Annotated in this window: 16 protein-coding genes and 1 tRNA gene; 4 read left to right on the forward strand and 13 right to left on the reverse strand. The window is 37.3% G+C overall.

Annotated features, from left to right (window positions below):
• Window position 1: 1 nt before the first annotated feature.
• The 4 genes from NST76_RS21695 to NST76_RS21710 all read right to left on the reverse strand — a co-directional run bounded on the left by NST76_RS21695 (window position 2) and on the right by NST76_RS21710 (window position 3,798).
• Window positions 2–685, reverse strand: coding sequence for a DUF4956 domain-containing protein (locus NST76_RS21695; protein ID WP_089933370.1), 684 nt, complete (start codon window positions 683–685; stop codon window positions 2–4).
• 20 nt (window positions 686–705) lie between these two features.
• Entirely contained in the window at window positions 706–1,407 is a 702-nt protein-coding gene (locus NST76_RS21700) for a polyphosphate polymerase domain-containing protein (protein WP_058845136.1), read from the reverse strand.
• A gap of 305 nt (window positions 1,408–1,712) precedes the next feature.
• Window positions 1,713–3,128, reverse strand: a complete 1,416-nt coding sequence (locus NST76_RS21705) for a HAMP domain-containing sensor histidine kinase (RefSeq protein WP_342535193.1) — start codon at window positions 3,126–3,128, stop codon at window positions 1,713–1,715.
• On the reverse strand, window positions 3,112–3,798 hold the full coding sequence (locus NST76_RS21710) for a response regulator transcription factor (RefSeq protein ID WP_330493783.1): 687 nt from the start codon (window positions 3,796–3,798) through the stop codon (window positions 3,112–3,114). Before NST76_RS21710 ends, NST76_RS21705 begins: the two co-directional genes overlap by 17 nt.
• A gap of 220 nt (window positions 3,799–4,018) precedes the next feature.
• Between NST76_RS21710 and NST76_RS21715 the strand changes: the two genes are divergently transcribed.
• Window positions 4,019–4,351: a heme oxygenase gene (locus NST76_RS21715; protein ID WP_036123876.1), complete on the forward strand. Its 333-nt coding sequence runs from the start codon at window positions 4,019–4,021 to the stop codon at window positions 4,349–4,351.
• A gap of 86 nt (window positions 4,352–4,437) precedes the next feature.
• On the opposite strand, the gene NST76_RS21720 is transcribed toward NST76_RS21715, so the two are convergent.
• Window positions 4,438–5,457 carry a YeiH family protein gene (locus NST76_RS21720; RefSeq protein WP_058845139.1) on the reverse strand — a complete coding sequence of 340 codons (1,020 nt, stop codon included), beginning with the start codon at window positions 5,455–5,457 and terminating at the stop codon, window positions 4,438–4,440.
• Window positions 5,458–5,570: 113 nt separating this feature from the next.
• Here NST76_RS21720 and NST76_RS21725 point away from each other — a divergent pair, with 113 nt between their 5' ends.
• Window positions 5,571–6,452 (forward strand): LysR family transcriptional regulator, encoded by an 882-nt coding sequence (locus NST76_RS21725; protein ID WP_036123879.1) that lies wholly within the window; start codon window positions 5,571–5,573, stop codon window positions 6,450–6,452.
• Between the two features lie 17 nt (window positions 6,453–6,469).
• Here NST76_RS21725 and NST76_RS21730 read toward each other — a convergent pair whose 3' ends face one another.
• Entirely contained in the window at window positions 6,470–7,387 is a 918-nt protein-coding gene (locus tag NST76_RS21730; protein WP_058845141.1) for a LysR family transcriptional regulator, read from the reverse strand.
• Window positions 7,388–7,509: 122 nt separating this feature from the next.
• Here NST76_RS21730 and NST76_RS21735 point away from each other — a divergent pair, with 122 nt between their 5' ends.
• Window positions 7,510–8,700 carry a coenzyme F420-0:L-glutamate ligase gene (locus NST76_RS21735; protein ID WP_058845142.1) on the forward strand — a complete coding sequence of 397 codons (1,191 nt, stop codon included), beginning with the start codon at window positions 7,510–7,512 and terminating at the stop codon, window positions 8,698–8,700.
• Window positions 8,701–8,752: 52 nt separating this feature from the next.
• On the opposite strand, the gene NST76_RS21740 is transcribed toward NST76_RS21735, so the two are convergent.
• From NST76_RS21740 to NST76_RS21760, 5 genes are all read right to left on the reverse strand, one after another.
• Window positions 8,753–8,820 (reverse strand) — tRNA-Ser (locus tag NST76_RS21740).
• A 94-nt stretch (window positions 8,821–8,914) separates the two neighbouring features.
• A complete protein-coding gene (locus NST76_RS21745; protein WP_036123890.1) occupies window positions 8,915–9,550 on the reverse strand; it encodes an RNA ligase family protein in 636 nt (211 codons plus the stop codon).
• A gap of 20 nt (window positions 9,551–9,570) precedes the next feature.
• Window positions 9,571–10,527 carry an AAA family ATPase gene (locus NST76_RS21750; protein ID WP_058845143.1) on the reverse strand — a complete coding sequence of 319 codons (957 nt, stop codon included), beginning with the start codon at window positions 10,525–10,527 and terminating at the stop codon, window positions 9,571–9,573.
• 141 nt (window positions 10,528–10,668) lie between these two features.
• On the reverse strand, window positions 10,669–11,847 hold the full coding sequence (locus NST76_RS21755) for an amidohydrolase (protein ID WP_308221978.1): 1,179 nt from the start codon (window positions 11,845–11,847) through the stop codon (window positions 10,669–10,671).
• Between the two features lie 22 nt (window positions 11,848–11,869).
• Window positions 11,870–13,282, reverse strand: coding sequence for an AbgT family transporter (locus tag NST76_RS21760; protein WP_036123899.1), 1,413 nt, complete (start codon window positions 13,280–13,282; stop codon window positions 11,870–11,872).
• 579 nt (window positions 13,283–13,861) lie between these two features.
• Between NST76_RS21760 and helD the strand changes: the two genes are divergently transcribed.
• Window positions 13,862–16,165 carry an RNA polymerase recycling motor HelD gene (gene helD / locus NST76_RS21765; RefSeq protein WP_036123902.1) on the forward strand — a complete coding sequence of 768 codons (2,304 nt, stop codon included), beginning with the start codon at window positions 13,862–13,864 and terminating at the stop codon, window positions 16,163–16,165.
• A gap of 372 nt (window positions 16,166–16,537) precedes the next feature.
• Here the strand turns inward: helD and NST76_RS21770 are convergent, their stop codons facing one another.
• Window positions 16,538–17,293 carry an amino acid ABC transporter ATP-binding protein gene (locus NST76_RS21770; protein WP_058844107.1) on the reverse strand — a complete coding sequence of 252 codons (756 nt, stop codon included), beginning with the start codon at window positions 17,291–17,293 and terminating at the stop codon, window positions 16,538–16,540.
• A 13-nt stretch (window positions 17,294–17,306) separates the two neighbouring features.
• Window positions 17,307–18,008 (reverse strand): amino acid ABC transporter permease, encoded by a 702-nt coding sequence (locus NST76_RS21775; protein ID WP_036123914.1) that lies wholly within the window; start codon window positions 18,006–18,008, stop codon window positions 17,307–17,309.

Here is an 18,008-nt window from a genome sequence, read left to right on the forward strand (position 1 = left end):
ATTACGCTGTGAAATTCCCATCGTAGCTAAGCATCATGGCTGATTTAACACCAGCAACTTTTGTTAGTTCATCCATCAGCTTCGCATCATTTTGCTTTACACGAATTTCGTAAGTTGTTTCAATTTCATCATTATGCATAATGGATTTTGATTTGAGTGCGAATTTTTTTGTTTGTGCAGCAATAATTCGCTCCACCTCAGCATTTGCTAGCTCTTCTTCAAACTTTACAATCAATAAATAAGGATTCTCTACCGTAATTTTATTCACGAACACTAGTAGTACAAGACCGATTAACACAGCACCGATAATTACTAATGGAATAAACCCTGCTCCACATAAAATACCAGAAACAATTGCCCAGAAAATATAGACTAAATCCATTGGATCTTTAATAGGTGTTCTGAAACGTACGATGGATAAAGCACCAACCATACCAAGTGATAACAGAACATTTGAACTAATCCCCATAATTACAAGTGCAGTTGCCATTGTCATAATAAGTAATGAGATATTGAATGAATGAGAGTAAATGACACCATTAAAAGTTTTCTTATAAACGGCGTAAATGAATAGCCCTATAAAAAATGCCACTACTAAGCCAATAATAGAATCGATTAATGAAAATGATGTTGTTTTTTCTAAAAAGTTGGATTTAAATATATCGCTAAATTTAATTGTATCCATTTGTTTATTCTCCTTTGTATTTAGCCGTACATACGACTAAGCTGATATTTGGAATATGCCTCTGCACGTGTATCTACAGATTGTAGTAAATACTTGATAATGTCTGGTAAATATTCATCATACTTTACCTCTAAAATCACAAGGTTCGGCTCCAGTACATCTACCATCGGCAGGTTTTGATTAAACATATCTGTGTTGCGTAGACTCGATTGGACCTTACTATCAAACGTAACGCGGACATTTCCAAACGGATAAATGTATGCCTCTCGCTCATAATCTACTACCGTTGTAGGTCTAAGCTGGCTATAATTCATTTCTTGATATAAGTCTCGAATTAGCGCTCGGTCGTCATTCTCCATCCAGGATATATCCCCGACACGCATTTGTTCATACTCAGCCTGAGATATTTTACATTTCGATTTAAAAGTGACATTGTTACGCTTACTTTTTCGCTCTAAATTAATAATGGCACTAGATTTCCCGTATATGCGTACCCGATATTTATCTCGATTGATATAGCCCTCTTTTTTCTCATTTAGCACTTTATTGGCTAAATTATCGAAATACGTACTACGGATCAAATATTTACCGTCCTTGCCCGCATGCTGGTCTAGCTGCATAACATGCTGAAGCTTAGCTTTTAATAAGGCATAATCTGGGTAGGATATCGCTTGTTTAATTTCTTGGCGACCATTTGGATTAAATGAAGTTACTATCGGCATCTCATCACGCTCCCTTGTCTTAGTGTTATACTGACAGCTACTTTCCCATTTGAATGGTTTACCAACTAGTACATGAAGATGACAAAGCCTTCATAAGGCTCGTCCTTTTGTTTACTCCTCGTCTACACCATTTACTATAAAGAGCTTTTGTGTCAGGCAGATGTCGGCTTTACATATTCTTCAACTATTTTTTACAATTCAATGCTCACCACCATCTCTATGAGACATGCAAAAAAATAACTATCGTCTTCCTCTACTCTCGGTACAATGATTGGCTGCATCAACATAAAAAAGCTACCACGCTCTTACAGCGTAGTAGCCTTTTGTAATACTAATTCAAAGGATGTGCCAGAGGTCTTGCTTTCGATTAATCGTAAATCACCCCCGACAGATTGTGCCATCATTTTACTAAGTGGTAGTCCTAAACCCAAGCCTCGAACTGTATATTTTTTATTTTCTCCTCTATAAAAACGCTCAAAAATAAATGCCTGTTCCTCCTGAGGGATACCGCGCCCTGTATCTTTGACTATCATCGATAACGTATCCCCTTGATCTGTCAACGTTAAGGTGATTGTTCCTTTGTCCATCGCCTGTTTGGCATTCGTTAAAAGGTTTGTCATGATTTGTTGGATACGAACAATATCAGCCTCTACCAGTACAGGTTGATCTAATAAGTGCAAATTCACACTTACAAGCTCATCATCCTGCATGACTTCCCACTGAGCCACTGCATCACGCAATAACTGATTAACATCTACAGATTCGATCTTCACGGGGATAGCATCCACAGCAAAGTGGTTAAAGGCAAGTAAATCACCAACCATTGTTTTCATTTTTGTTGTTTCAACCATCGCCATTTCAATGAACTCTATCGCATCCTGCCCTGTTACAACGCCATCTTTTACAGCTTGTAATAGACCACTTATCGAGGTAACAGGTGTTTTCAACTCATGAGTGACACCTGCTAATAATTCCGTTCGCGTTTTCTCCAGTTGTTCTAGCTTACTCGCCATATTTTTAAAGGATGTAACAAGCTCATAGACCTCTTTTTCTTTACTATCTTGAGGTAAATCAACAGCATAATGACCTTCCTGGACATGCTTGGCTGCCTCTGCTACTTGCTTGATTGGACGGGCTAAACGCTTTGATAAAAAGTAAATGGCTATCCAGCCTAATAAAGCCACTGCTCCAATCAATAAGGCGAGCTGACCATATGCTTGGTTAACGCTTGTTAAATTTACCTTCTTCTCCATCACGAGAACCCAGCCCAATAACTGATCATTATTTTCTATCTTTCTTATAACCACATATTCGGGCTCTCTTTCCCCAGTTACTTCCTTCGTCCCTTCTTCTCCATCCAACAAACCAGTCACATTTTTGGCACTGCCAGGAGGCACAGGGCGGTTACTCGTCAGTATATTGCCTTCTGTGTCAACAACATACAAAATCGGATCAATCTCTCTCATATTGAAGCGCTCACGATCCCCAATAAAGCCTGGAATACCCTTTATCGGCCCATTATTAGGATTTGTTGTATCAGTTAAACGATAGACCGTCTCGTCTGCTAAAAACGCCATCAATTCTAATCGATTTTCAAATGTTGTATGACGAATCCACGCAGCCGAGATGAAGGAAATTATAGCTAAGCCAATAAAAAGTGTTAATAAATAACGGCTCGTCCAATATTGGAGTAAAGATATTCGCTTATTTTTTTTGAACACTTAGCTGATACCCCAATCCACGTAGTGTCTTTATTTCTCCTTCTGCCCCATCCCATTCCTTTAATGCCCTTCTAAGCCTCTTTATAGCTAAATCTACTGCTCGATCACTACCTTCATACTCCCAACCCCAAACTTGATCTATGAGCTGATCACGGGTAAATGTTTGATTGGGATGGTCTGCTAAAAACATAAGCACTGATAAATCTCTTGGCGTTAATATAATTTCTTCTTCACCAAGAAATACCCTATGTGCTTTACTATCAATGGTTAAAGAACCATAACGTTTTATAACGGATGAATTTGTGCTTCCTTCAGCACGTCTTAAAACAGCCCTCACCCTTGCAACAACTTCATCTGCAATAAAAGGCTTAGCAATATAATCGTCTGCCCCATGGTCAAACCCTTCTAAGCGGTAGTTTACTTCACCTAATGCTGTCAACATAATAACAGGGCAAGTACTTAGCTCTCTAATTTCCTTTAAAATGGACCAGCCGTTTTTCTCTGGCAACATAATATCTAATAACACTAGGTCTGGCTGTATTTCCCGAAACATGTCCAAGGCTTCACCACCATTGAAACATTGTGTCACATCATAACCCACTTTTTGTAAATATACCTTTAACACCTGACTTATTGCATATTCATCTTCTACTACTAAAATATTTGCCATAGGCATTCACCTCGATACTAGTTCGCTCTTACATTCATTATAGCACCAGATTATGTCAGTTAAATGTCAGCCTATATACAGCCCATAAACTGCTATGAGATAATATATAGAGGGGCATCTATTGACAATGTCTTCCTAAGCCACTTATCATTGATTGCGAATGATAATCAATGATAATTCATTCAAAATTTAAGTAAATGAAATTAAGGGGGGTAAAAGCATGATTATTGTAACTAATCGTATTCAAGTGAAACCTGGTTTTGCTGCGAAAATGGCACCTAACTTTACAAAGCCAGGTCCACTACAACAATTTGAAGGCTTCCATAAAGTAGAGGTGTTAATTTCGACCGACGATCCTACTTATGACGAGATGAGTGTTAATATGTATTGGGAATCCAAAGAGCATTTCCAAGCATGGCGTAATAGCGATGCATTCGCAGCAGCCCATCAGCGTCCAAGTTCGGGTTCTGAGGGAGAAAAAGCGGACAGCCCAATGATTGGCAGCAAAATTGTGGTGGCTGAATTAGCATCTTCCATCGAAGCTTTACGTTAATGAACGACAATTAAATTATTTATACATTATCTTCTGATTCTATCTAAAAAGCCCTGCATGTTGAACCGACTATGCAGGGTCTTTTTTTAAGATAAAATAATGACTAGTATATAACCCAAAACGGATAAACAAACAGAGCCAATTAAACCAGCAATAAATGCCTTTACACCAAGCTCCTTAAAGGTTTTAATCTCCACATTTAACCCAAGGCCAGCCATGGCCATAGCGATTAAAATATACGCAATATTGACAAATGCTTGTGCTACATTAGCTGGTATAATCCCCAATGAATTAATAGCACTCATCGCTAAAAACCCTAAAATAAACCACGGAATGATGGAGAAGGAAAATGCCTTTTTCTCTTTATTTTTGTCTATTCTTCGATAGAAAATACCGATCATAATTGCTACTGGTACAAGTAGGGCAACACGTGTTAATTTCACAATAACCGCTATATCAATGGCTTCATTTCCACCAGCAGACGCTGCTGCAATAACATGGGCAATTTCATGTAATGTACCACCTGCAAAAATACCGTACTCTGTTGGCGTTAAGTCGATGATGGAATAGATAACCGTATAAATAAGCGTAAATATAGTCCCTAATAAGGCAACAATTGCTGCCCCTACTGCCGTTTCTTTTTCATTTGCTTTTATTTGAGGTGCGATTGCCACTACAGCAGCAGCCCCACAAATTGCTGTCCCACAAGCCGTTAATATCCCTAGCTTCTGTTCCACTTTAAACATTTTTGTTAATCCGTACACAACTAGTAAAGCAAATACTAAATTAATGACTGCAATCAAAAAAACATTTGCCCCTGCATGATAAATGTCTGCCAAATTTAAGCGCATGCCCAATAAAATAATGCCAAGCCGTAATAGCTTCTTACTAGAGAAGGCAATACCCACTTGCCATGAATCTTGTACTTTAAAAGCTGCTCTCCAAGCCATTCCTAATATAATGGCAATAACCAACTGACCTAATATTGAAAAGAAAGGAAATGTGGCAATATATTTCGCTACTAAAGCAATAAGGAGTGTTAACAATACTCCCTTCAAGAAATTAGGATTAAGGGTGGATTTCACTTTATTCTGTCTATTAACCATGTTGTTCACTTCTTTCTCCCTTGTTGATTATTACTTTAATAAAAAGCGAACTATTAGTAAAATACATATATATAATCATTATCATTAACATTTCTAATAATAGAGGTGAAACTATGCAATACGAAGCTTTAAAAACGTTCGTCACACTAGTTGAGGTCAATAATTTTACGAAAACCTCTGAAATACTTCATATTTCACAGCCAAGTGTTAGCTTACACATTAAAAACCTAGAGCAAGAATTACAAACAACCTTGTTTATTCGTTCACCAAAATCCGTACAAATTACACCAACTGGTGAAATTCTTTATAAACGAGCGAAGCAAATCATGGCTATAACTGAAGCGGCGAAAGAGGATATTGCGGCCTATCATCAAGAGGTACAAGGTACATTAGTCATTGGAGCAAGCTTTACGATTGGCGAATATATATTGCCCCCCATCATAGCAAGCTTGCAGCAACAGTTCCCACAACTTGAGCTTCAAATTATTATTGGCAATACAAAAGAAATCATTCAATATACAAAATTATTGCAAGTTGATATTGGTCTGATAGAAGGGCAAGCACAGGATAATGAACTGGTAATTAAGCCATTTATGCAGGATGAACTATTTATTGTCAGTGCCAGTAATCATCCACTGACAAAGCAACAACCCATTACCCCTGATAAACTTCAACAGCAAAACTGGGTTGCCCGTGAAGAAGGCTCTGGGACACGTTATTATTTAGATCATTTATTCAGAGCTAACGGTCTACAAATCCAATCACTTTTGACGATTAGTAGTAATCAGGGGGTCAAAGAGAGCGTTATGCAGGGACTTGGTCTTTCCTTACTATCCGCTTGTGTTATTGAACGTGAATTAAAAAATGAAGATATGACCATTTTGCCCCTTGAAGGACAGCATTTTCTGCGGACATTTTCTTATCTTTGCTCACCAACGATGAAAAATAAGCGCAATGTCGACATACTCATAGATATATTAATAAAGAAAGCTTAGCTGACTTTTTCTCGTCGCTAAGCTTTCTTTATGGTTCTTCTCGTATTCAAACGCTTAGTTTCAATGATTTCCACAAATTTTGTCGCTGCTCTAGAAAGAGGTACTGTTTTCAAATAACACATACCAATACTCCTTGTTGGAATACTTTCCATTAAGGTTAATTCATAGAGAAGACCTCGCTGGAGATAGTCCTTTGAAAATTCCTTGGTTACACACGCAATACCGAGATTACTACGAGCAAACTCTAACACCAAATCATGTGAACCTAGCTCAAATTCGGGTTCAATATGGATACCTCTTGCAAAGAGATAGTCTTCCACATACTTTCGTGAATTCGATTTTTTCTCTAGAAAGATAAGTGGAAATTTCAAAAGATCCTCATAGCTTAAACTTTTAGACGCAAGTGTCTTGTATTTCTCCCCACACACGAAGATATCTTGAATATTCGTGCATACGGTTAACTGTAATGTTGAATCCTCTATTGGAAAATTGCAAAATCCGATATCGACCTCACCCGATTTAATAAAATTACATATTTCAGATGTTGTACCATTCAACATTTGTAATTTGATATTCGGATACATTGTATGGAATGCTTCTAAATAAGGCATTAAAAAGAAGCGTGAAATGGTATCCCCTACTCCTAGTTTTAATTGCCCTGTTGTTAAATTTTTAAACTCTAGCAACTTTTCTTCACCAGCATCTAAAAGCCCTAAAGCTGAATTCGTATATTCAAAGAGAAGACTACCCTCTGTTGTCAGCGTCACACCTTTTGGAGTTCGATTAAAAAGACGTGTTCCAAGCTCCTTCTCCAATTGCATCATTGCCTGACTAACAGCAGGCTGTGTCATATATAAATCCTTAGCCGCACTCGAAAAGCTATTATTTTTTGCTACAACACTAAAAATACGATATAAATCTAATTTCCCTATCATATAAGCACCTCTTATAGCTATTATATGAACTATTAATTTTACTTATATCATTACTGGAGCGTATAGTAAAATCATATGGATTTTATTTCACTTTACGATTGATAGAATGAGGAGAGATTAAGTTGGAACGTGTAATCGGTACAGTTGTAAGAGGTCTTCGTGGTCCTATTATTAACGAAGGCGATAATATTGAACAAATCGTTGTAGATACAGTGTTAAATGCTGCGACAATTGAAGGCTATGCAATCGAGGATCGTGATATTGTCACAGTAACTGAATCTGTTGTAGCACGTGCACAAGGTAACTATGCATCAATAGATGATATCGCTGTAGATGTGGCAGCTAAGTTCGGCGATGATACTGTCGGCGTTATTTTCCCGATTTTAAGTCGAAACCGCTTTGCCAACTGTTTACGTGGTATTGCCAAAGGTGTTAAAAAGGTTGTACTAATGCTAAGCTACCCATCCGATGAAGTAGGTAATCACCTTGTAGATATTGATGAGTTAGATGTAAAAGGCATTAACCCTTGGACAGATACATTAAATGAGGTTGAATTCCGTGAACATTTTGGCTACCAAAAACATACATTCACGGGTGTAGATTATATCGAATACTATAAAGAGTTAATTGAAGCAGAAGGCGCTAAATGTGAAGTCATCTTCTCTAATAACCCAAAAACAATTTTAAATTATACAAAGAGTGTATTAACATGTGATATTCATACACGCTTCCGTACAAAGCGCATTTTAACAGCAAACGGTGCTGAAAAAGTTTACAGCCTTGATAATATTTTAGCTGAGTCTATTAATGGGTCTGGCTTCAATGCAGAATATGGTCTTCTTGGCTCTAACAAAGCGACAGAGGATAGTGTAAAACTATTCCCCCATACTTGTCAGCCAATTGTTGATGGAATCCAAGCAAAAATTAAAGAGGCAACAGGCAAAACGGTAGAAGTCATGATTTATGGTGACGGTGCATTTAAAGATCCAGTGGGTAAAATTTGGGAGCTTGCAGACCCTGTTGTTTCACCAGCGTTTACGGCTGGATTGCATGGAACACCAAACGAGGTTAAATTGAAATACTTAGCAGATAACGACTTTGCTAACCTTCGAGGTGAAGAATTAAAAGCCGCTATTTCTGAATACATTCAAAATAAAGATGAAGATTTAACGGGTCAAATGGCTGCACAAGGAACAACACCTCGTCGCTTAACAGACCTAATCGGTTCGCTATCTGATCTAACATCTGGCTCAGGTGACAAAGGAACACCTATGATTTATATTCAAGGTTACTTCGATAACTATACTAAATAAAAAAAATGAACTCTCGTGTAGAAATGAGAGTTCATTTTTATTTACCTTTGCGTGAGGATGACAGGAATCGAACCTGTAAGCCCTTTTCAAAAGGGATATGCATTCCTTGCACACTTCCTCATATTATATATTTTTGGAGTAATTGATTTAGTATTACATTTTTCTCAGTCCTTTTTATTTAATCTTTAATCAAAGTAATTTTGTTAGATCCATTTTATTTTAAGCCATTTGGAATCATTTCTTCCTGTAGCCAATGATCGCTTGTTTGAACATGTTGCGGTCTCACAAATTTTCCTAAATTATAGCGAAAATCATCATAATGGAATGAGGCAGCGTTTCTAATCACATACCCCTCTTGTTCACCATCAAAAATGGATTTACCAGTAAATGTCCGTTTTATTTGTTCTTCATCAAAAATACCCCGATATAAAACGGGTACTGTTTCAATACCTAACTCAGCTGCAAAAGCGACCGTTTCATCCCAACTTAAACAAATATTATCTTCATTCCAAATACTAAATAAATAAAAATAACTTGTTAAGGCTTGATAATAAATGGAATGCTTCGCATACATATTTTCTCCACATAAGCGCCAATCATTAGGAATTCGATACGCAAAACTTGCATGAAATGTTTTTATCCAATGTCTAGAAGGATGATTGGCTGAATGGATGCTTCTGGCATGCATATAGTCTTTGTAAAGCGTAGTGCCTTCCCCATCTAGTTTTTCAGTGACCACCACTTCTTTTCCTATAAAATGATTCACATTTTTAGCAACTTTATCATCATGGGTATAGCCCCTGCTCCAGGGTAAATGAAAGCTTCTTGGGTATTTCATTAATTTCGTCATAGTTCCACTTCCTTTCCTTTTTATTTAGCAAATTGATCTGCCTCTCGGAAGAAATAAAGTCTTGTTAATAAATCACCATCTAATAAGTGATAAATTTGGCTTCCGCCTTTATCGCCCCCATACTGGATTAACATATGAAATTGCACTAAATGAACAACCTTCAACACAAAATCCTCTTCAAAGCCCAACTCTACGAGAAAATGACAAACCAATTGGGCAGATACATTTTCATGCCCATAATAGCCATATCGTTGTTGCAATGGTTTATATTTTTTGCAAAATGGTTTGCCGACATCATGGAACAATGCAGCCAATTGTAGTGCCAGTTTATCGCTTTCCAAGTAGTATTCATTGATATAGGCAAACACGAAATACGTATGCTGACATAGTAAAAATTGATGGTATGGATTTTCTTGATTGAAATGATAAATTTCTTTAAAAAGTGGGACTGATCGAAGTGTTTGAAACAGTTCTTCATAAGTGGGTTGGCTTTGTATAAGTGAGACAAATTGCTGTCGAGAGATATCATAGGGACTTGATTCATGTACAATATGCACTTCATCAAACCCTTCTCCTGCTGTAGGAAACTCTAGATGCTTTCTCATTTTTTCCATCACCAATAATGGTACATGCCGCTTCCGCCGTTGGTTTCTGGCTACACAGATTGAATAAGGGGTATCAAAGTAATAGCATTCCTTCTTAACCGCACTCGACAATTTGCGGAGTGCAAACATTCTGCGCTCCCGCTCTATATTGGTGGCATCTACAATGACAGAATAACCTTTTGCCACTAAATCATTCAGACGCTCATATAACGTGCGAAAGACTACTCGTGATTTTTGCTTGGTGGCATCACCAAACAATTCTTGACGTATTGCATCACTGGAAAGAATAATCGCATTTTCACTTTTCGCTAGCTGTTTCACAAATGTACTTTTTCCACTTCCAGGCAACCCCACTGTAAAGATTACCTTCATCCTCTGCACCTCCCTTCAAGTTTCTATATCGTATTAAAAGAACAATCCTTTAGTTTTCAATACATACTGTAAGCAATTTAAAAGGCATGAGCCATTACCACACCAATACTCATGCCTTCATTATTTTTTAGCTTACGTCACTTATGGGCAAAGTGTCCGTGCTATATTTTCAAAGTAACGAACACCATATATAAGAGCTTCTTCATCTACTTTAAAACGAGGATGGTGCAATGGGTACGCTTCACCAAACTCTACGTTATGTACCCCGATAAATTGCATAGATGAGGGAACAACTTCTGAAAAATCGGCAAAATCCTCTGTGCCAAATATAGGTTCAGGCAATACCTTCACACCTGTAGCACCAACAATCTCTCCAGCTATACGACGAGATAATGCCGTTAATTCCTTATCATTTGTGACGGAAGGGCAACCTAGCTCCCAATTAATGTCTACTTTTGCACCGTGCATAGTTGCAATACCTGTCACTATCTTTTCTAAATGTTCTCGTGTATCCACACGAATTTTCGCATCTAGGGAACGGATTGTTCCTCCAAGCTCTGCTGTATCTGCAATAATATTTAATGCCGTTCCACAGTGAAATTTTGCAACAGTTAAAACAGGTGCATGTGTACTTGGCACTTTACGTGACACTATTGTTTGTAAAGCTACAACTATTTCAGAACCAATTATTAAAGGATCTATAGCGACCTCTGGTGTTGATGCATGACCGCCACGACCATAAATTTTAATTTCAAAATCATCTGCTGCTGCAGTAAATTTACCATCTTTCATAGCAAATTGCCCTACTTCATAATCAGGGCTCACGTGTAAAGCGAAAGCATAATCGACATTCTCTACTATTCCTAGTGCAACTAGTTGAGCAGCCCCCCCTGGTGTCACCTCTTCAGCATGCTGAAAAACAAAACGAATTTCTCCATTAAAATTGGTCCCACGCTCAGCCAATGCCTTTGCTGCACCAAGTAACATGGCTGGATGAGCATCATGTCCACACGCATGCATGACCCCTGGATTTATTGATTTGAATGGTAGATCCGTTTCTTCTTCAATCGGCAATGCGTCAATATCAGCTCGTAGTAAAATGGTATGTCCTTTATCTTCTGTTTTTGTACCTCTTAAAAAGGCACATACACTTGTTTCTGTTAAACGTCTTACTTCTAAATGAGGAAACGTTATTAATTGATCATAAATATATTGAGCTGTCTTATGCTCTTGATGTGATAATTCAGGATGCATATGCAAATGCCGACGCCATTCAACAACCTGTTGTTTTAAATTAGCTGTTTCTATCAATCTAATCACTCCTAATTTATTATTTATTTTATTAAAATGGTCCATAATTTATGAGATGCGCAATGACTAATAAGACAATCGCTAAGCCTGTCTGTATAAGGAAGTAAGGAAATACCCATCTGAACCATTTTGAAAATGGAATACCTGCTATTGCTAGTCCCGCTAATAAAACACCACTTGTTGGAATGACCATATTTGAAATACCATCACCAAACTGGAAAGCCAGTACGGCTGTTTGCCTAGTTACACCAATTAAATCGGCTAAAGGCGTCATGATCGGCATCGTTAACGCAGCTTGTCCACTTCCAGAAGGTACTAAGAAATTTAAGCAGAGCTGAAGCAAAAACATTCCTATCGCATTGATAGAAGCAGGTAATACACTTACAGTATTTGAAACAAAATGAAGAATAGTATCAATTAATCCTCCATTTGTAGTAATAACTAAAATGGTTTGGGCAAATCCGATAATTAATGCTCCTTCTACCATATCCCGGGCACCAGAAATAAACCCTTCAGCCATTTTATTTGGTCCAATCTTACAAATAATAGACATAATAATGCTGCTTAATAGAAAGACACCGGCAATTTCACTTATATACCATTGATACTTTATTACCCCTACAATCAATGCAACAAAATTTCCCAATAATACGAATAGTGCTATCAAATGACGTGGGCTCATCTTAAAGTCTAAATCAATTTTGATGCTCTCTTCTCTTTTAAACTTTCCGTAAATCCCTTTCGATGGGTCACTCTTCACTTTTTTTGCATGCCTGTATATATAAAGTACTGTCAAACTATAAAAAACGATGAACACAATGATTCGATATGACATTCCTGAATACATTGGAAGCTCTGCAATAGTTTGAGCTACACCAATGTTAAATGGGTTCGTAATGCCTGAAGTAAAGCCAGTTGCTAATGTACCTAGCATGACGATCGCAAAGCCTGTAATCGCATCCATTCCGAGTGCCATCGTTAACGGGATAATAATCGCTATATAGACAAGCGTATCCTCTGCTGAGCCAATTAGTGTCCCTAAACTAGCAAATATTAAAACTAGAATAGGGATTAATACGTACTCTTGTTTTCCAAATTTCGAGGCCATAACTTTAATAAAGGAATCAATAGCTCCAGTCTTTTGCATTACCCCTAAAGCGCCTCCAAATAAAAAGACAAATAAAATAATAGAAGCACCCTCAAGCATTCCCAGATGCACACTATTGAATATTTCTAGAAAGCCAATAGGATTTGACTTGATATACTGAAAGGATTCTGGATCTACTATCATTCTGCCATTACTCTCAACTCTTTCATATTGTCCAGCTGGTAAAATATAGGTCAGTAACGACATGACTAAAATAATAATAAACATTAATACAAATGCATTAATTCCCTTTATCCGTGGTTCATCTTCTTTTTTATCTTGCTGTAGGTTTACCATAACCGTCTCCCCCTAATAATTTTTTCTTTAGCTTTGAACTGAGGCACAGACAACGTATCCATTAAGCATTTCTTACACACCTACAAGTTTCCACCAAGCGGAAAAACATTCCGATTAACGGAAACTTTATACACAAGAATAAAAAACAGAAGATGAAATGTCAATATATTTCGACAATTCAGTTAAATTTATTTTTACTTCTAGGACAAATAAAAACTAAATATTAATAACAAATTCTTAAAAAACAGGCATAATGTTAGACTTTCCTACATATAAAAAAGACTGCTCCACTTATTTGTGGAACAGCCTTTATCGTTAAACGCAGGTTTCTTTATAATTTTATTATAGCATAAATTTACAATAATTATTAGACTATACTTCATTGCGGAGTAGATGTATGATAAATTTCCTGATTCAATCACCCTACATTTCCTCTTAGGTTAAATACGTTTATATACTAAAAAAGGTGTTTGGACAACCATTTAAAGGAGAATCACAATTATTTTCTTTTCACCATATTTATAGGTGAGGATTACTACTAACAGAAGAGAAAAATATGGAGAGGAATGTGAGTAAACGTTGGAAAATCAAAATGACTGGCTAGAAGAAAAACATCATCTTGAGCAAAGTTTAAACCTCATTGATCACAAAAAGAACGAATTATTGCTAAAAGAAAAGAGCTTCAAGGAAAATGCTGTCGCTCTGAAGAAAACTTTTTGGAACGATGTCAGAGTCAATTTAGACACTGCTGAAGATGTTGACGAAACCTTTTTCGCGATTAAGCAACAGGTAGAGCTTCTCTCTGACTCAGAGCTTGCACAGCAGCGTGCAATTCAGAATGTAAAGGTATACGAACGTTTACAACAGTCACCCTATTTTGCTCGTATTGACTTTTTACAAGATGGGCAGCAAGATCCATTAAAAATTTATATAGGTGTTGCCACTTTATTGGACGAACAAGATGAAAATATAGTTATTTATGATTGGCGTGCACCTATATCAAGTATGTACTATGATTGCACACCAGGTAAAGCCTCCTACGACACAACAGCAGAAGAGATTCATGGTGAAATGCTACTGAAACGGCAATTTATTATTAAAAACGGGCAGCTACAATCGATGTTTAATACTGGTCTTACCATTGGGGATGATTTATTGCTTGCTATCCTTGCACAAAATGCAAACGAGCATATTCGTAGTATCGTTGCAACGATTCAAGCTGAGCAAAATAAAATTATTCGCCATGTTCAATCACGCTATCTTATTGTAGAGGGTGTTGCGGGTAGTGGTAAAACAGCTGTGGCTTTACAACGAGTCGCTTATCTATTGTATCGCTATCGCAATGAAATGACGGCCGATCAAATTTTACTGATTACACCTAATCAACTTTTTAACCAATATGTCCATACGGTCTTACCTGATTTAGGCGAGGACAATATGCAGCAATTAACGTTTATAGAGTATGTAGAAAAGCGATTAGGTCGACAGTTTAAATTGGAATATCCGTACGAGCAATTAGAGGGCCTTTTAACAGAAAAAGATGAAGCTCATTATCAAACAAAATTAAGTAGTATATCTTATAAAGCGAGCCTTGCTTACAAGCATTTGATGGATCAATATGTAAGCTATTTATCCAATAAGGGCTTATTATTTAAAAATATCGTATTTCGTGGGGAACGAATTATTACAGCACAGGAAATTACTGAATACTTCTATTCTTTCCCTTCCACTATGTCGATACCAAATCGCCTACAATTCGTAAAAGAATGGTTATTGCAGCAACTGACGAAATTTGAAAAGGCTGAGCGTACAAAAGAATGGGTAGAAGAAGCGACTGAACTATTAGATAAAGAGGACTACTCCAAGTCTTACAGTGAGCTTTTATACGAAGGGCGCTATACTGAAAATTCATTCGATGATTTAGATCAAGAACGACAAAAATTAGCGAGACAAATTGTTAAAAAATACTTTAAACCGTTACGCAATTCCGTTCACCAATTAAAGTTTGTGCATATGTTAGGTACGTATCGCCAACTCTTTGATTTGAATAATCCCATTACTAAAGATTTACAGCATCTTATGCCAAACGATTGGGAGGATATTTGCCAGCAGACACTTCCAAATTTAGCAAAACGTTTTATAGCTTATGAAGATGCAGCACCATTTTTATATTTACAGGACAAAATTGAAGGGCAGCAGACTAATACGATGATCCATCATGTATTGATTGATGAAGCGCAAGATTATTCTCCATTCCAACTAACTGTATTACAGCAGTTATTCCCAAAAGCACGTATGACTATTTTAGGAGATGGACATCAAACGATTCATCCACATACCTTCGATAACCCTTCCCTGCTCGACCCTCAATTATATGGTGAGCAGGCTGAAAAAATGATTTTAACGAAAAGCTATCGTTCGACAAAACAAATCATTCAACTTACTGCAAAAATTTTAAATGATGGTAGCGAAGTTGAGGCATTTAACCGAACTGGTCCAGAACCATCAATTACTGTCGTTCCTAATGAATTGGAACTGATAGATGAAATTACCCAAAACATCCATCACCTCTCTGCTAAATTTGAAACCATTGCTGTCATTTGTAAAACTGCTGCTGAATGCTCCGCAGTATATGGGCAATTAAGTAATCAAGTAGATATTCAATTGATTAACCATAATACGAAGCAGTTTAAAAAGGGTATTTTATTACTTCCAGCTTATATGGCGAAAGGTATCGAATTTGATGCTGTGCTTATTTATAATGCATCTGCTGCTAATTACGCAAAGGAAAACGAACGGTACTATTTTTATACAGCCTGCACGAGGGCTATGCATGAGCTACACATTTATTCCATCAACAAATTAACGCATTTCCTTCAATGATAGCTAACAGATCCTCCTGTCATAGTGCTGAAAAACAAAACTATCAATAGAATTCTTGTGAAAGGTGAAAATGGATTTCCGTTGCAGGCTACTTGCTTTCCTGTGGGCGTGCGCCGAGCCCACTACGTCCAGTATGAAAGAGAAGGAAAAGACACTTTTGCACATGGTTGGTTGGAGTGGAGCCAGCGTCACAGCTGAGACCCTAGAGCGAACGGAATGCGTGAAGCGGCTCATCGGACGCGCCCTGAGAAGGATGCTGGCGGAACGGAAATCAACCTCTCGCCTTGCCAAAAAGTCTTTTTCTGCTATTTACTTCGTCTTTCTTCAACAACATAACAGGAGGATCTGTTACTGACAGATCCTCCTGTGTTTTTATATATAGAAAGTGTAATCTTCTGGAATGACACGTTTTAAAAATTTCTTTGTGCGCTCCTCTTTTGGGCTTACGAAAATATCATGAGGGCTACCCTCTTCTACGACAACGCCTCCATCCATGAAAATCACACGTTTAGCAACATCTTTGGCGAATCCCATTTCATGTGTCACCACAAGCATTGTTGTGCCTTCAGCTGCAATATTTTTCATGACCTGTAGGACCTCACCTACTAATTCAGGATCAAGTGCGGACGTTGGTTCGTCAAATAAAATAATATCTGGGTTCAATGCTACTGCACGTGCAATTCCTACTCGCTGCTGCTGACCGCCTGACAGTTGACTTGGATAGGCATCATACTTTTCCGATAAACCTACTTTATCAAGTGCCTTTTTACCAATGTCCACAGCCTGTGCTTTAGGAATTTTACGTCCAATGATTAAACCTTCCGTCACATTTTCTAATGCCGTTTTATTAGTGAAAAGATTATAATTTTGGAAGACAAATGCGACACGTTGGCGAATTGCATGTACGTCTTTTTTCTTCACATGTTGAAAATCCACTTGAATATCTCCAAATGTCGCATGTCCTTGATCCGCTTTTTCTAAAAAATTGATGCAACGTAATAATGTTGTTTTTCCCGAGCCACTAGGGCCTAAAATAACAACAACATCGCCTTTATCAATTGCTAAATCAACACCCTTTAAAATTTCATTACCACCAAATGATTTATGAATATTTTTAATTTCTAACATGCTCATTCACCCCTTAGGCATTTGCCACTTTATATTTGCTTAAATATTTTTCATAGCGCTTAAACAAGTACTCCACCGTACTACATAATATTAAGTACACGATAAAGATATCCAGATAGGCTTCCACGTAATTGTAGCCAACATTTGCAGCTACTTTTGCCTTCAGTGTAATTTCAGGAAGTGACATTGCGTAGCCTAACGAGGTAGCTTTAATAAGATTGACGGTAGCTGTACAAATATTCGGTAGCGCAACTACTAATGCTTGTGGAATGATAATTCGAGTATAAGCTTGGAATGTTGTCAAACCTACTGAGTGTGCAGCCTCTAATTGCCCCTTTTCAATAGTGCTTAACGCAGAACGAAAGACCTCTATTAAAATGGCTGTTGAGCTGAATGCAAACACGATAAACGCATACCAAATTGGATTGATTTTATAAATATCATACGCAATATTATATTTTTCAAAAATAATTTTTAACATTAACGGGATACTACTATAGATAATAAAGATTTGTATAATGATTGGCGTTCCTCGCACGAATGAAACGTAAATTTTTGCTAGATGATGAATAACTGGAATTTTATTAATTCTAGTGAGTGCCAACAAAAAACCAAGTGGCAGAGCTATCAATAAAGCAACAACTGTGACAAGGAGTGCAATGGGAACACCAGATAATGCAATGAAAAATGTTTCAAGTAAAAATGGATAATTCAC

Origin of the sequence: Lysinibacillus sp. FSL W7-1291, from assembly GCF_038593415.1 — a bacterium.
GTDB classification, from domain to species: Bacteria; Bacillota; Bacilli; order Bacillales_A; family Planococcaceae; genus Lysinibacillus; species Lysinibacillus fusiformis_D.